Origin of the sequence: Rhodococcus sp. BP-349 (assembly GCF_019835845.1) — a bacterium.
GTDB lineage: Bacteria > Actinomycetota > Actinomycetes > Mycobacteriales > Mycobacteriaceae > Rhodococcoides.
The window spans coordinates 1189741-1205791 of sequence record NZ_JABUDR010000002.1; the positions used below are offsets into that span (position 1 = coordinate 1189741).

Genomic DNA, 16051 nt, shown 5'->3' on the forward strand with positions numbered 1-16051 from the left:
AGTGGATGTCAACGGTGATCTGTCGGAGCCGGGCGCTACGGTCGGGTCGACACCGGACCTCACGGTCGGTGGGACACCACGACGTTCCAGGAGGGCCACGTGCTCGAGCTCCACCGCGCCGAACGCGCGAGCACGTTGGCCGCCGGTCTCGCCACGCTGCTGGCCGAGCCCCTCGCGGACGACTTCGCCGCCGACGTCGTGGCGGTCCCGGCAAAGGGCGTGGAGCGGTGGCTCCAACAACGGCTCTCCCTCTCGTTGGGGGCAGCGGGAGCGTCGGACGGCATCGCGGCGAACATCGATTTCCCGTCGCCCGGCCGCCTGATCGACGACGTCCTGGCCGTGGTGTCGGGGGTGGACGCCGACTCGGATCCGTGGGCCGCGAGCCCGTTGTTGTGGACCACCCTGCGCGTGATCGACGAGTGTTCGGCCGAGCCCTGGTGCTCGGTCCTCTCCCGGAGCATCGGCGGCGCGGCGGCGGCACCCGACGATCACCGTCGTGGTCGACGCTGGTCCACCGCATCCCACGTGTCCGGGCTCTTCCGTTCGTATGCCGCGCAACGGCCCTCGATGATCGTGGACTGGGCGGCCGGTGCCGACACGGACGGCGCCGGTGCCCCGCTCGCGCCGGATCTCCTGTGGCAGGCGGAGCTGTGGCGCCGGGTGCGGGAGCGCATCGGGGTGCCCGGTCCCGCGGAGAGGCTGGACCCGGTCTGCGACGTCCTCGCCGCCGACGGGTCGATGCTCGATCTTCCGTCCCGCCTGTCCATGTTCGGGGCGACCCGTCTCACCACCCTGCAGCGACGCGTGCTGCGGGCGGTGGCCGACCACCGCGACGTGCACCTGTGGCTGCCACACCCCAGCCCGGCCTCGTGGGCCGCGAAGTCCCGGCGCGCGGGCACCGGGTCGGTGCGGCGTGTCGACGCGCCGCCGGTGTCGACGGCGGGTCACCCACTGCTGGTGAGCCTCGGCCGCGACGTGCGCGAGCTGCAACCGCTCCTCGAACCGACGGCCGATGCGGACCGCCATCTCGCCGATCCGGAGCGGTCCGACGCGCGGCCAGTCGAGGCGTCGACGACCGTCCTCAGGCGGATGCAGAACGACATCGTGGCCGACCGCGCCCCGGCCGCGCCCGACGTCCCGGGGATGGACGACAGTGTGCAGATCCACGCCTGCCACGGCCCGGCTCGGCAGGTCGACGTACTGCGCGACACCTTGCTGCACCTGTTCCAGGACGATCCGACGCTCGAACCCCGCGACGTCCTGATCATGTGCCCGGACGTGGACACGTTCGCTCCGCTCGTGCGAGCCGCGTTCGGGAACGAGGGCGCGGTGGGCGATCCGTCGGCGCACCCGGCGCACGGCCTCCGCGTGCGGCTGGCGGATCGAGGACTCCGGCGCACCAATCCGGTGCTCGACGTGATCGCGGCGATGATCGAGATGGCAGGCGACCGCGTCACCGCGTCGCAGATGCTCGATCTCGCTGCGTCCGAGGCGGTACGGACCCGGTTCCGGTTCTCCGACGACGATCTCGAACGGCTCGCCGAGTGGACACGGGTGTCCGGTGCGCGCTGGGGCATCGACTCGGTGCAGCGAGAGTTGTTCGGCCTGGGCGACTTTCGACAGAACACGTTCACCGCGGCCATGGACAGGCTGCTGCTCGGTGCTGCTGCCGACGAGAGCACGGGTGACTGGCTGGGCCTGGCTCTTCCCGTGGACGACGTCGACGGGAACGACATCGATCTCGCCGGGCGGTACGCCGAACTGGTCGACCGGGTCTCGGTCGTGTTGCGTGGCATGCGGGGCGAGCATCCGGTCCGCACATGGCGCGAGCACCTGGTCCGGACGATCGATCTGCTCACCGAGGTTCGGCCGGCCGACGCCCGACATCGGGTCGATGCGCTACGCGAGCTGACCTCCGCGCTGGAGCACGGTGACGACGTCTCCCTGCAGCTCGCCGACATCCGGTCGATGTTGCGTGACCGGCTCGCCGGGCGGCCGACGCGATCGAACTTCCGCACCGGAGAACTCACCGTGTGCACGATGGTCCCGATGCGGTCGGTGCCGCACCGGGTGGTGGTGTTGCTCGGGCTCGACGACGACGTCTTTCCGCGAGCCGGCCACCTCGACGGCGACGACGTCCTCGCGCGCGGCGCACTGATCGGCGAGCGCGACGTCCGGAGCGAGGACCGTCAGCTGCTGCTCGACGCCCTCATGTCGGCGGGCGAGAAGCTGCTGCTCTTCCACACCGGCGCGAATCCGGTGTCGGGGGCTCACGAACCCCCCGCGATCCCGCTGTCCGAGGTCATCGAGGTGGTGGCGGCCACGGCCGGTCGTTCGGTCGCCGAGGCGGTGACCCGGCACCCGCTGCAACCGTTCGATCCGTCGATCTTCGACGGCAGTACGCCCGCCGGCTTCGACAGTGCCGCGCTCGCGGGCGCGGTGGCGGCGAGCGCTCCCTTCGTGCCGCGGCAGCCCTTCCTCGACGGTCCGCTTCCCGCGCGTCCCGATGCGGACGTGGCGCTGGCGGACCTGGTCGCGTTCCTGCAGAGTCCCGTCACCGGGTTCGTTCGGCAGCGCCTGAAGGTGGGCCTGTCGGAGCGGGACGACGACGTCGTGGACGCCCTCGCCGTGGAGCTGGACGCCTTGTCGGCGTGGGACATCGGGGAACGCATGCTCTCGGCGCTCCTGACCGGTGTGGAACTGGGGGACTTCCGGGCCGCAGAGTGGCGCCGTGGAACGCTGCCGCCCTTCGCGCAGGGTGCGCGTCTGCTCGAACAGATCGAGAACGACGTGGTGCCCATCGCCGACGCGGCGGCCGAGATCCACGTCGGGCCACCGGAGAGTGTGGACGTCGTCGTGGATCTGGACGGGGGACGGCGACTCACGGGCACCGTTCCCGGGGTGCACGGCACCACCGTGGCGCGCACGTCCTATTCGAGGATGGCCCCGAAGCGGCGGCTGGAGGCCTGGATCCACCTGCTGGCGGTCGCGGCGCAGAGTGGCTCGGACGGGTGGACGGCGGTCACCACCGCGCGGGGCAGGTCCGCACGGCCCGTGTCGCGGTCGACCCTCACGACACCCGAGGACGCCCGTGCGGTTCTGTCGGAGCTGGCGGACCTGCGCGACCGCGGTCTGCGCGAGCCACTGCCCCTGGCGCTGAAGTCCGGGGAGGCATACGCCACCAAAGTCGTTCGGGGAAGCAGCGAGGAGATGGCCCTCGCGGCGGCAGCTCAGCAATTCTCGGATCGGTTCGGCGACGTCACGGAGCCCGCGGTACTTCTCGTTCACGGAAGTGGAGTGGACTTCGGGCAGTGGGCGTCGATCCCGCCGGCTGCCGACGAGGCGGCGTGGTCCGCCGACGGCACGCGCTTCGGCGTGCTCGCGCGTCGAGTGTGGCAGCCGTTGCTCACCCACGAGAGTATGGAGCAGCGATGAGCGCTCTCGAAGGTAGGGAGCAGCGATGAGCACGTTCGATCTGACAGGGCCGCTCCCGCTGGGCACCACTGTGCTCGAGGCCAGCGCCGGCACGGGCAAGACCTACGCCATCGTGGGCCTGGCCGCCCGCTACGTCGCCGAGGGCGTGACCGACATCGCGGGCGTTCTGCTGGTGACGTTCAGCAAGGGTGCGACGCGCGAGCTACGGGAGCGGACCCGTGCACGTTTCGCGGAGGTGGCGGCTGCCCTGGCGGATCCGTCGGCGGCCCGCGCGGGCGGTGACGAGCTGATCGCGCTGCTCGCCGACGTCGACGACGACGAGGTGGTGCTGCGGCGCACTCGACTGCTGACTGCACTGTCGGAGTTCGACGCCGGGACGATCGCCACGACGCACAGCTTCTGCCAACGGATGCTCGGCGGTCTCGGGATCGCGGGCGAGCGGGAACCGGACGCCGCCTTCGTCGAGTCGGTGGACGACATCGTCGTCGATGTGGTCGACGACCTGTACCTGCGTCGGTACAGCGCGGAGATCGGCTCGCCGCCGCTGTCCGTCGCCGACGCGCGGACGGCCGCTCGCGCCGCCGTCGCTGATCGCCGGGCGAGACTCAGTCCGGACGCGCCCGAGGACACGGCGGCAGGGCAGAGGGTCCGACTGGCCCTCGAGGCTCGCGAGGAGACCGAGCGGCGGAAGCGGCGGCTCGGGGTCCGTGACTTCGACGACCTCCTCGAACTCCTGCACGGCGTGCTGTCGGACGAGACGCACGGCCCGGCCGCGTGCGCGCGTGTCCGCGAGAAGTTCACGGTGGTGCTCGTGGACGAATTCCAGGACACCGACCCGCTGCAGTGGTCCATCCTGCGGAGGGCGTTCCACGGGCACTGCACCCTGGTGCTCGTCGGTGATCCCAAGCAGGCCATCTATGCGTTCCGCGGCGCCGAGGTGCTCAGCTACCTCGACGCGGTCGCGGTGGCGGACCGGCATCTGGCACTCACCACCAACTGGCGTAGCGACGCGGCCGTGATCGGCTCGCTCGCGCACCTGTACGAGGGTGCCGCACTGGGACATCCCGACATCGTCGTCACTCCGGTGACGGCGTCGCACCGGGAACCTCGGCTGCTGGCCGCCGCGACGCAGGACCCGCTGCCTCCGGTGCGCCTGCGCGTGTTCGGTCGAACGGGCTCCGGTCCGCTGAACAACAAGGGCCTCCCGACCACCGAGAAGGTCCGACTGCGTATCGCCGACGACGTCGCGCACGACATCGTCGAGCTACTCGACGGTGACGCCACGCTGGTGGTGGACGGTGCGTCGCCGCGGCCGGTCGCCCCTGGAGACGTGGCCGTCCTGGTCCGGTCGGGCAGACAGGCGGAAATGGTGCGTGCCGCACTCGAGCGTGCCGGCGTGCCGTCCGTTCTGTACGGGGGCTCGTCGGTGTTCGCCACCGAGTCCGCGGTGCACTGGCTGAAACTTCTGCAGGCGCTCGAACAACCGCACCGTGCCGACGTCGTGCGCCGTGCGGCGCTCACTCCTCTGCTGGGGTGGTCGGCGCGGGACCTCGACGACGGCGGCGACGCCGCGACCTCCGCGCTGAGCGCGCGCTGCCGCGAATGGTCCGCGCTCGTGGCGGGGGTGGGTTTCGCTGCGATGGTCGAGAATCTCACCGGAACGACGGAACTTCAGAAACGCTTGCTGGCAACCGAATCCGGCGAGCGTGACCTGACAGACCTGCGGCACCTCGCGCAACTCGTCCAGCGCGAGTCGCTCGAGGGCGGGCACGGGTTGACGTCGCTGACCCGGTGGCTGGCCGACCGGGTCCAGGATCCCACGAGCGGCACGACGTTCGACCGCAGTCGGCGGCTCGACAGCGATGCCGAGGCGGTGCAGGTGGCCACCGTGCATGCGATGAAGGGGTTGGAGTTCCCCGTCGTGTACGTCCCGTTCGCATGGGGCGCCGCCGGATCGTTCGCTCCGGACACCCTGCTCTTCCACGACGACGAGGGCGCACGTGTGCGTGACGTCGGTGGCGCCTCGACATCGGGATACGGCGCACGCAAGCAGCGCCACGATCACGAGTCGGCAGGCGAGGAGATGCGTCTGCTCTACGTCGCCCTGACCCGCGCCCAGTGCCGACTGGTGCTGTGGTGGGCGCCGACCGCCGTGACGGCGGCCTCCCCGCTGCATCGACTGCTCTTCGGCAGAGTGCCGGGTATCGCGGAACCGGAGTCGACGGTGCGCCTGCAGGACGACGCCTCCGCGGCGGCGACTCTGCGCTCGCGCTGCGGCAGCGCGATCGTCGTCGAGACGGTGCAGGACGTGAACGTGGTGACCCGGCCCGCGCGGACGCACCGGAGAGGCGGCGGCGCACTGGCCGTCGCGCGCTTCGAGCGGAGGCTCGACACCGCCTGGCGGCGAACGTCCTACTCTGCGCTGACCGCGGGCGCGCACGATCAGCCGGTCGAGATCGTCGAGTCCGAGGACCCGATACTGGGCGACGAACCGGTGGAGGATCCGTTCGCGGCCGGTGTGGGCGCGGGGGCTCCGTCGCTCATGAACGGTCTGCCCGCGGGAGCCGCGTTCGGCACCCTGGTGCACGAGATTCTCGAGTACGTCGACACCTCCGTCGACGATCTGCCGGCCGAGGTGCAGCGCCGGTGTGTCTCGGCCGTCGCAGCACACGGTGCCGACATCGATGCGGATCATCTCTCCCGAGCGCTGACGGCCGTCCTGCGCACGCCTCTGGACTTCGGCGCGGCGGGCAGCGGCACGCTCGCCGACGTCCACCCGTCGAACAGGCTCGCGGAGATGGATTTCGAGATCCCGTTGTCGGGCGGTGACCACACTGCGGCAGCGCACGTGACCGTGCACGCCGTCGCCGATCTCGTGGCGGACCACCTCGCATCGGACGACGTGCTCGCGGCCTATCCGCAGCGGATGCGCCGACTCGACGACCGCACGCTCCGGGGCTATCTCACCGGCAGCGTCGACACGGTCCTGCGGGTCGGGTTGTCCGAGGATCCCCGCTACGTGGTGGTGGACTACAAGACCAACCGCATCAGAAGTGGCGACCTCACCGTCGACGACTTCACGGTCGAGGACATGGCCGGCGAGATGATGGAGTCGCACTATCCACTACAGGCTCTGCTCTACTCCGTTGCGCTGCATCGCTATCTGCGGTGGCGTCGACCGGGGTACGACCCCCGGGTGCATCTCGGAGGCGTGCAGTACCACTTCGTGCGCGGCATGATCGGCCCGGACACTCCGCCCGGCCGCGGGGTCTTCGCCTGGGCGCCGTCCGCCGATCTCGTGACGGCGCTGTCCGATCTGCTCGCAGGAGTCCGGTCGTGAGCGCGGCGTACCCGGGCGCTGTCGCGCAGCGCGGCAAGGGAGTGCTTCGCGCGTTCAACGACGTCGGTGTTCTCACCGCGGCCGACGTGCACGTGGCTCTCCGACTCGGCGCTCTCGGCGGGGAACGCGACGAACTCGCGTTGTTCGCCGTGGCCCTCGCGGTGCGCGCGGTGCGGGTCGGCTCCGTGTGCCTCGACCTGACCCGTCTGCGCGACGTCACCGCTGACGACGGGGTCGACACGGACGCGCTGCCGTGGCCGGACGACGCGGCGGTAGTGGCGGCACTCCGGGCGAGCCCCCTCGTCCTGGGCGGGGAGAACGGTCCGCTGCGACCGGTGCTGGTGGTGGACACGGCGGACGGCCCGTTGCTCTACCTGCAGCGGTACTACCTGCAGGAGAAGATGATCCGAGACGTGCTGGCCGCGCGAGCACTCGACGCGCCCGCCGTCGACGTGGAGGAGGTGCGCCGGGGTCTGGCCACCTACTTCCCGAGCGCCGAGGTGCCCGACAGGCAGCGCATCGCGGCGGCACTCGCGGCGACCGGATGGACCACCGTCATCGCGGGTGGGCCCGGAACGGGCAAGACGCACACGGTTGCTCGCATCCTCGCTCTGCTCACCGCCGTGCACGGCCCCGGTCTACGGATCGGCCTGGCCGCGCCGACCGGGAAAGCGGCTGCGCGACTGCAGGAGTCGGTGGCCGAGCAGGCACCGGAACTGGGACTGCGAGACGACATCCCGGCGATGACGGTGCATCGGCTGCTGGGCTGGCAGCCCGGCAGCCACAGTCGGTTCCGCCACGACGCACACAATCGGCTCCCGTACGACGTGGTCGTCGTCGACGAGACCTCCATGGTGTCGTCCACGCTGATGAGCCGGCTGATGGAGGCGGTCCGCGCCGACACCAGGCTCGTGCTGGTCGGCGACCCCGACCAGCTGACCTCGGTGGACGCGGGCGCGGTGCTCGCCGACCTGGTCGCGCGGCCGGTGACGGCGGCGCTGCCCGAGGTGGTCACCGCCCTGGTGGGTGCCGACCTCGGGTCCGTCCCGGCCGCGGGGGACTCGTTGGAGACGAGCCTCTCGACGGGCGAGGTGCGCCGACTTGCCGCGGGCACCGTGCGACTGAGCCGCGGGCGCCGATTCGGCGGTGTCATCGCCGATCTCGCCGTCGCGGTGCGTGACGGCGACGAGGACGAGGTGGTGCGCCTGCTGAACTCGGGCGATCCCGCCCTCGAGTTCGGCCCTCGATCCGACGTGTCGTCGCTCGAAGGCGATGTGGTCACCACCGCCCGAGCGGTGACCGCGGCCGCCGCGTCCGGTGATGCGGCCGCTGCTCTCTCCGCTCTCGAGCGGCACCGCCTGTTGTGCGCGCACCGCGAAGGTCCCTCGGGAGTGGATCACTGGGCACGGTGGGCGATGGACCGCGTGGGCGCCGACACCTCGACCTTCCTCGACACCTCGCAGTGGTATCTCGGGCAACCGCTCCTGGTGACCACGAACGATCACGACAACCGCATCTACAACGGCGACACCGGCGTCGTGGTCGACGACGGCCGCGGCGGCCTGATCGCTGCGTTCGCGCGCGGGTCGACTCCGTTCCTCGTTCACCCCAGCAGGCTGTCGGCCGTCCAGACGGTGTACGCCATGACGATTCATCGAAGTCAGGGGAGCCAATACGACACCGTGTCGGTCGTCATCCCGGACGAGACGTCGTCGCTCTTGACGAGGGAACTGCTGTACACGGCCATCACGCGCGCCCGCAGCACCGTGCGGATCATCGGCAGCGAGGAGTCGGTGCGCGCCGGTGTCCGGCGCCGGGTGCTGCGGGCCAGCGGACTGCGTCGCGACTCACCGGTGCCCTTCGGCCACTCCTGATCCGCCGAGCGCCGCCCGCACGGCGTGCGTGTGCGCTATATTCTCCTCGACTGCGGTCGGGGGGACCGTTACAGGCAGTGAAAACAGGACGGGGGACAGGGTATGGGGAGTCATGCCCACCTGCCCGTCGTCCGGTCCACCTCGGCACCGAGCCGCGACGAGCTCGCCTAGTGTCCACATTCCTCACCCCGGGCGTCGAGCACGAACCACGTCCGCACCGCCGCGGGTTGTTCGGCTCGCACCCCGGGGCCACCGAGAGTGAGGATCGGCGGGTCCTGTCCGGCGCTCTCCCCGTCCGACACCGCATCGTGATCGCCGACATCGGGATCGGCGAGAACCTCGGCAGCGGTGCACTGGCCGGGATGTCCGCCGCGGTCGGCGAGCGTCGTCCGGGGAGCGTGATCGCCTGGGATCTGGCCGGTGAGGCCACGGAGCGAGGAGCCGCCGCGCAGATCGCCGAGGACGTCGAGGCTCTGGTGGCGGCCGAGTGCGATCCGCGGGCACTGTCGCACTACGTCGACACCCGACCCGAGGGGCACGATGCTCTCGGAGCGGATGCGTCTCTGCAGGATCCGCATGCCGTCCGGGACGTCCTGACCGTCCTGACGCACCACCGGCAGACCGTCGTCGTGCACGCCCGCAGCGACGAACCGTACTTCGCCGCCATGATCGACGACGCGGACTCGATCGTCGTCCCGATTGCCCATTCCGAGGCCGCCGCACTGAGCGTCGTGGCACTGATGGACTCGCTCCGCGGCAGCGGCCGCGACACCTGGTCGGATCGCATCGTCGTCGTCAAACACGATGCAGTGCACGCGGGTTCACGGTCCGGTTCCACAGATCTGCGACGTGTGCTCGGGGATGCCGGCATCCGGACCGTGCTCGATGTGCCGTCCACATCAGACTCCGATGCGGACGCTCGTCGTGCCTGGTCGCACGTCGCCGCGGTCGTGATGCGAACGCGGGGACCGGTACGCCCGATCGTCCCCGACGCGCACCCGAGTCTGCACTCCGACGACCGCACACATTCCTTCGACAGCACGACGGCGACTCTGCGCGCACGCTCCGCCGACGCCCGTCCGAGTCGTCGCAGCGGTCGACTTCCCGCCGTCGCCGCCCTCGGCGCGCTTCTCGTCGCGGGAGGTCTCGGGACCGCCGTCATGATGCAGCGCGCTCCCGCGGACTCCGCACCGGTTCCGGTCGCCGCTGCCGGTGTCGAGGCGGACGCGGTCGAACAGCCCGTGTCGGTGAGCCCGCCGATCGCTCCCGTCCGCGCGAGTGGTCCCGCCGTGATCGTGCGCTACGACGATCTGTACTACCGCGATCGTGACGCCGCGGCGGCCGCAGCGCTCTGGGATCTGTCCGACACGGCCGGTGTGGACGCCACGGTGGCCGATCTGCAGCGATCCATCGACGCGGTGGACCCGGCGATACGGCACCGCATCGACGTGGTGCCCACCTCCGACCCGCTCGTCTTCGACGCCGTCCTGACACTCACGGTTCCGGACGGCCGGGAGTTCCGGTACGACCAGCAGTTCACGGTGCGGGAGGACGACGACGGCTTCGCCATCGTCCGCAAGATCGACTGCACCGGCGTCTGTCCCGCGCCGTGACCCGTCTACCGGCCCTCCTCCCGCCACGACTCCAGAGAGACACACCATGACGCACCGCGCGCCCGTACGCCGCCGACACACTGTGGCATCCGGTCTCGCCGCGAGTGCGATGGCCGTGGGTGCCTGGGGGCTGGTGACCTGCGCGTCCGTCCTCGTCGCTCCCGCGGCGTCCGCTGCACCGACATCGGTGAACGACGAACCGAACACGGCGGCGGAGAAGGTCGCCGAGAGCAGGCGTCGCGACGAGTTGTCGCAGAAGGAGCGCGCCGCAGAGGACGCGGAACGCGAACGCCAGGAGAAGGAAGCGAAGCAGGCAGCCGACGACCTCGCGGCGCAGGAAGCCGACGAGCGGAGGGAGCGGCGAGAGGACCAGGCCGCAGCCGTGCAGAACGGCACCGCGCCGGCGCCGGCGCCGGCGCCGTTCGTCTTCCAGCTGCCGCCGCTCCCGTTCGAGATTCCCGGCGTCACGCCGCCCGCCCCGGCGGTCACGGCACCCGAGCCGGTCGCGCCGTCGCTCGACACGGCACCGCCGCCCCCCGCGACACCCCCGGCTCCGGTGGTGGACGACATCGCCGAGGTCGTCGAGGTCGAGGAGGCTCCCGAGCCGACGCCGGTCGTCACGGCACCTGCCGCGCCGGCACCGGTTCCCGAGCCGGACCCCGCACCGTCGCGCCCCGACCCGGCTCCGGGTCCCGGCCCCGCGCCGCTCCCCGCCACTCCCCAGGTGCAGTCCGGTGGGCACGCGCCGCACACCGGCCCCGATCCGGATCGCGACCCGATCGATCCCCCGTCGCCGCCTCCCGGTGACGACGACGAGCCCCGTCAGCCGTCGCCGAGAGCCGCGACGATGAGCAACCCGGCTCCACCGTCGGTGAGCAACCCGGCTCCTCCGTCGGTGAGCAACCCGGCTCCGCCGGCGGCGAGCGACACCGCGCCGCAGTCGGTGCAGCCGTCCGGAGAGGGTCGGCACGCGGCACCCGACCCGGGCTGGACGAATCCCGTTCCCGGACGCTGACCCGTCACCGACGAAGTACGAGAATGCCGTTCACGTCGGAGACGACGGAGTAACCGTCCGCGAGAGCTGCACTGATCGCCGTGTTGTCGCCCGACTCGTCCTTGGGCCACCCGGCGGGCCGGCCGATGTTCACGACGATCCAGTCCGGTGTCGTGGAATCGGTCTCCCGCTGCGGGAACACCGAGACGGGGTGGTCGGACACGAACTGCGGGACCAGATTGTTGGAGGCCGACACTCGGTCTCCAGGCGGTATGGACGCCGACACGGCTCTCGCGGTGGTCACTTGCGGATCCACGCGCCACCCGTCGGCGTCGGCGAGCCGAGCCAGCGGCTGGAAGGGCAGCGCGATCAGAGCGACGGCGGTGACGGCGGCGAGCACCACCCTCTGCGCACGCGGTGACAGGTGCATGTCGCGCCGACCGCGGATGAGCGCATCGATCAACGCGGCGAACAGGATCGGCATGAGGATCGCGTTGTAATGGAAGATCGGCTTCCAGAAATTGGTGTTGTCGCTGAGGAACCGCCATGCGACGGTGGGTACTGCCACCAGCGTCAACGGTGACCGCAGTGCTGCGAAGCCGGTGACGGCCAACAGCAGCAGCACCGTCGCGGCACGCGAGTCTCCACTGACGAGACCGTGTGTGGTGTCGGCGATGCCCTCACCGAGAGGCGGGAGTTTCGAACCCTGGCCGTAGGCGTCGTCGGCGCTCAGCAGCGGTATCACCACCGTGATGGCCAGCACGATCCATGCCGCGCCCCACGCGGCCGTCGCCAGGCCCAGAATCCGTGTGCGACCCGTGGTCCACCAGGCGATCAGGGCGCCGATCACGATGACGGTGAGCCCCATGTCCTCCTTGACGAAGACGAGCGGGAGCGTCCACGCCACCGCGGCACGCCAGTGCCCCTGGCCGAGCGCCGCCATGGCGAAGGCCAGCATCGGGACGCCGAAGGCGATCTCGTGGAAGTCGAAGTTCAGTGCCGACTGCAGGCCCCACGACAGTCCGTAGCCGAGCGCCACCACGATGCCCGCGACGGTGCCGAGGCTGCGGCACGCCCACCGGGAGAGGGGCACGACACCCACGGCGAACAGGACGCCCTGGGCGATCAGCAGGGTCTCGGGGACAGGGGCGAGTCGGTAGAAGGGCGCGAGCAGTGCGGTGATCGGAGAGAAGTGATCACCGAGCGTGTTGTAGCCCGTGCCCAGCAGATCCGACGTCGGCGCGTCGAGTCGTGCGTACGAGGCGATCTGTTGCACGAAGATGCCGAGGTCGAAACCGGAGGTGCGCAGTTGGTGCTGACCGACGACGGACAGTGCGCTGTAGAGCGGGGCGAGCAGGAGGAAGGCGATCGCCGGGACGGCGATGTCCGCGCGGCGGGCGCGACGCAGCAACTCCTGCGGTCGGCGCGCCCCGCCGGACGGGGCGGCCGCTGCAGTCTCCGCAGGAGGTCTGGTTGCCGTCACAGGAGATAATTTCTACACGAACTTCGTGTGATCAGGCTGTGAACGCGAGGTGCGGCCGCCCCGGCTCAGGACGTCGACGGCTCAGGACGTCGACGGCTCAGGACGTCAGCGGCTCACCGCCTTGGTGTAGCGGTGGATGGCGAACGGTACGAAGACGATCAGGATGAGGATCGACCAGCCCACCGTCGCGAGCACGGGGTGTTGGAGTGGCCATGCGTCCGGAGGCGGCATCGTCGGGTTCGTGTTCCCGAACAGCACCCGGCTCGCCTGCGTGATGGCGGAGACAGGATTCCACTCGGCGATGGGTTGCAGGATCCCGGGCAGATCCTGACTCTGCACGAACGTGTTGGCGATGAACGTCAGCGGGAAGATGACGATGAAGCTGGCGTTGTTGAACACCTCGGGCGTCCGGATCCACAGACCGATCACCGCCATCACCCAGGACAGTGCGTAGGCGAAGAGCAGCAGCAGCCCGAATCCTGCCGCGGCCTCCCAGAACGACGACCGGATGCGCCAGCCGACCAGCAGACCGGTCAGAGACATCACGACCAGGCTGATGACGTTGATGACGATGTCGCTGCTGGTCCGTCCGACGAGCACCGCGGACGGAGCCATGGGCAGGGAGCGGAAGCGGTCGATGATGCCCTTCTGCATGTCCTCGGCGAGCCCGAGGCCGGTCCACGTGGACCCGAAGATGACGGTCTGCGCGAAGATGCCGGCGATGAGGAACTCGCGGTAGGACATGCCGGGGATCTCGATGGCCGATCCGAAGATGTACGCGAAGACCAGGACGAACATGATCGGTGACAGCAGTGTGAAGACGATGAGGTCGGGGACGCGCTTGATCTTGATGAGGTTGCGTCGGGCGATGGTCGCGCCGTCGCTCAGCGCCGTGGCGGGTGAGTTCATCGGGCCGTCTCCTGTGCGCTGGGCTGCTGGTCGGCCGCGTCGGGCCGGGTCGACGTCTGGCCGGTGAGAGTGAGGAAGACGTCGTCGAGGCTGGGTTTGCCCAGCGAGGCGTCGGCCGGGGTGACGCCGTTCTCGCGGAGCAGGACCAGCGCGTCGACGAACGTGGTGGTCCCGTCGTCCGCGCCGACCGTGAGCCGCCGGGACGCGGCGTCGGAGGTGACCTGACCCGGTGCGAAACGTTCCATGACGCCCTGCGCCGTCGTCAGATCGCCGTCCGTGTCGAAGGCGAACTCCAGCCTGGCTCCGCCCACCCGCGACTTCAGTTCGTCGGCGGTGCCGCGCTCGATGACGCGGCCACGATCGATCACCGCGATCTCGTCGGCCAGCTGGTCCGCCTCCTCGAGGTACTGGGTGGTGAGGAGCAGGGTCGTTCCGCCCTGCACGAGTTCCTCGATCACCGACCACAGCTCGAGGCGGGCACGAGGATCGAGCCCGGTGGTGGGCTCGTCGAGGAAGAGGACCGGCGGATCGGCGACGAGGGCGCCCGCGAGGTCCAGGCGTCGGCGCATCCCACCCGAGTAGCCCTTGACCGGTCGGTCGGCCGCCTCGACGAGGTCGAACCGTTCGAGCAGTTCACGTGCGCGATCACGGCTGCGCTTCTTCCCCAGGTGGTACAGCCGACCGACCATGTCGAGGTTCTCGAAGCCCGTCAGATACTCGTCCACCGCGGAGTACTGACCCGAGACGCCGATGCGTGAGCGGAGCTCCGCCGCGTCGGCGACGACGTCGAGGCCCGCCACCCGTGCGGTACCGGCGTCGGCCCGCAGCAGTGTGGTGAGCACGCGGATGGTGGTGGTCTTCCCGGCTCCGTTCGGCCCGAGCAGTGCCATGACCGTGCCCTCCGGCACCTCGAGATCGAGGCCGTCGAGTGCGTCGACGCCCCCGTACCGTTTGACGAGGCCGACCGCGCTGATGGCGGTGGCACCCGAACTGCGTGAGGCCATGAGACTTCCTTTCCGGACGTGACACGACGATGCGCCCGTCGGGTGTGACTCGGCCGAGCGTCGGAACTCATCACAGCACGGCGGTACGACACCGTCGGGTTTCCGCGGAGCCCGCATCGGCTATTCCCTCTGCAGGTGACGCGCGGCCCGACTCGGTCGCTCGCACGGCTCATGAAGAGGGGTACAACGTGTCCGAGTACGACTACGTCATCGTCGGCGGAGGAATGGTGGCCGACAACGCCGCCAAGGGGATCCGCGAGCACGACGAGAAGGGCACCATCCTCGTCGTCGGCTCCGACGTCGACGGTCCCTACACCCGCCCGGCGCTGAGCAAGAAGCTGTGGACCGACGCAGAGTTCACCACCGACGAGGTGCCGTTGGGCACCGAGGAGACGGGTGCGACCGTGGTGCTGTCGACGACGGTCACGTCGATCGATCGCGACGCCCGCACGGTGACCACCGACAAGGGGGACACGCACCACTACGGATCGCTGTTGCTGGCGACCGGGGCGACCCCGACGACGCTGGACCTGCGTCCGTCCGAGCGGGTCGTCTACTTCCGCACCTTCGCGGACTACCGGCGCCTGCGGGCGCTGGCGACAGAGGGCACCCACATCGTCGTGGTGGGCGGGGGTTACATCGGCACCGAGATCGCCGCGGCGCTCGCGCAGAACAAGGTCACCGTCACCCTGGTGAGCAGTGACGACGTGGTGGGCGGCCACATGTTCCCCGCAGATCTCGCCTCGGTGTTCCAGCAGGACTTCGAGGATCACGGCGTCACCGTCCGCACGGGTGTCAAAGTCGACTCCGGTGCGCAGCAGGGTAATTCGGTGTCCCTGACCCTGAGCGACGGATCCACGCTCGACGCCGACGCGGTGGTCTTCGGGCTCGGCGTGACGCCGAACACCGACCTCGCGGAGCAGGCGGGGCTCGACGTGGACAACGGCATCGTGGTCGACGAGTTCCTGCGCACGGCTGACGAGCACGTCTACGCCGCGGGCGACGTCGCGAACTACCCCGACGCGATCCTGGGCCGTCGACGCATCGAGCACGTCGACAACGCCAACAGCATGGGAAAGACGGTCGGCAAGATCATGGCCGGCTCCACCGAGCCGTACACGTACACGCCGTACTTCTACTCCGACGTGTTCGACAACGGCTACCAGGCGGTGGGCACGATGAGCACCGACCTCAGGACGGTCGAGGACTGGAAGACGCCCGGCAAGGAGGGTGTCGTGTACTACCTCGACGACGACTCCGTGCTCCGCGGTGTCCTGATGTGGAACGTGTGGGAAGGACTCGACACCGCGCGCGAGATGTTGAAGAGCGGCGAGAAGCGCGACGACGAGTCCCTGCTCGGCGCGATCTGACGACCACCCTCACCCCGCCGTGTCGGCGG

The 16051-nt window shown here is 70.2% G+C and carries 9 protein-coding genes; 6 read left to right on the top strand and 3 right to left on the bottom strand.

The genetic code is table 11. The features are described from left to right. Nucleotides 1-99: 99 nt before the first annotated feature. From recC to HQ325_RS15900, 5 genes are all read left to right on the top strand, one after another. On the top strand, nucleotides 100-3435 hold the full coding sequence (gene recC / locus HQ325_RS15880) for an exodeoxyribonuclease V subunit gamma (RefSeq protein WP_222630806.1): 3336 nt from the start codon (nucleotides 100-102) through the stop codon (nucleotides 3433-3435). A gap of 25 nt (nucleotides 3436-3460) precedes the next feature. Next, nucleotides 3461-6775 (top strand): UvrD-helicase domain-containing protein, encoded by a 3315-nt coding sequence (locus tag HQ325_RS15885; RefSeq protein WP_222630807.1) that lies wholly within the window; start codon nucleotides 3461-3463, stop codon nucleotides 6773-6775. Beyond that, nucleotides 6772-8649 (top strand): exodeoxyribonuclease V subunit alpha, encoded by a 1878-nt coding sequence (gene recD, locus HQ325_RS15890; protein WP_222630808.1) that lies wholly within the window; start codon nucleotides 6772-6774, stop codon nucleotides 8647-8649. Before HQ325_RS15885 ends, recD begins: the two co-directional genes overlap by 4 nt. Before the next feature lie 170 nt (nucleotides 8650-8819). Further along, a complete protein-coding gene (locus HQ325_RS15895) occupies nucleotides 8820-10262 on the top strand; it encodes a hypothetical protein (RefSeq protein WP_222630810.1) in 1443 nt (480 codons plus the stop codon). Nucleotides 10263-10308: 46 nt separating this feature from the next. Next, nucleotides 10309-11277 carry a hypothetical protein gene (locus HQ325_RS15900; RefSeq protein ID WP_222630811.1) on the top strand — a complete coding sequence of 323 codons (969 nt, stop codon included), beginning with the start codon at nucleotides 10309-10311 and terminating at the stop codon, nucleotides 11275-11277. 4 nt (nucleotides 11278-11281) lie between these two features. On the opposite strand, the gene HQ325_RS15905 is transcribed toward HQ325_RS15900, so the two are convergent. The 3 genes from HQ325_RS15905 to HQ325_RS15915 form a co-directional block, all read right to left on the bottom strand. Next, complete coding sequence (locus tag HQ325_RS15905; protein ID WP_222630813.1) at nucleotides 11282-12739, bottom strand: DUF2079 domain-containing protein; 1458 nt, start codon at nucleotides 12737-12739, stop codon at nucleotides 11282-11284. A gap of 105 nt (nucleotides 12740-12844) precedes the next feature. Next, nucleotides 12845-13648 carry an ABC transporter permease gene (locus HQ325_RS15910; protein ID WP_222630815.1) on the bottom strand — a complete coding sequence of 268 codons (804 nt, stop codon included), beginning with the start codon at nucleotides 13646-13648 and terminating at the stop codon, nucleotides 12845-12847. After that, nucleotides 13645-14652 carry an ATP-binding cassette domain-containing protein gene (locus HQ325_RS15915; RefSeq protein WP_222630817.1) on the bottom strand — a complete coding sequence of 336 codons (1008 nt, stop codon included), beginning with the start codon at nucleotides 14650-14652 and terminating at the stop codon, nucleotides 13645-13647. The genes HQ325_RS15910 and HQ325_RS15915 overlap by 4 nt, the downstream gene beginning before the upstream one ends. A gap of 188 nt (nucleotides 14653-14840) precedes the next feature. On the opposite strand from HQ325_RS15915, the gene HQ325_RS15920 reads away from it, so the two are divergent. Further along, nucleotides 14841-16022, top strand: coding sequence for an FAD-dependent oxidoreductase (locus HQ325_RS15920; RefSeq protein WP_308014381.1), 1182 nt, complete (start codon nucleotides 14841-14843; stop codon nucleotides 16020-16022). Nucleotides 16023-16051: the final 29 nt, after the last annotated feature.

What these genes read in the sequence shown, in the direction of transcription:
- HQ325_RS15915 (WP_222630817.1), bottom strand. Translation starts at nt 14,652, where the DNA reads ATGGCCTCACGCAGTTCGGGTGCCACCGCCATCAGCGCGGTCGGCCTC.
- HQ325_RS15885 (WP_222630807.1), top strand. Translation starts at nt 3,461, where the DNA reads ATGAGCACGTTCGATCTGACAGGGCCGCTCCCGCTGGGCACCACTGTG.
- HQ325_RS15900 (WP_222630811.1), top strand. Translation starts at nt 10,309, where the DNA reads ATGACGCACCGCGCGCCCGTACGCCGCCGACACACTGTGGCATCCGGT.
- HQ325_RS15910 (WP_222630815.1), bottom strand. Translation starts at nt 13,648, where the DNA reads ATGAACTCACCCGCCACGGCGCTGAGCGACGGCGCGACCATCGCCCGA.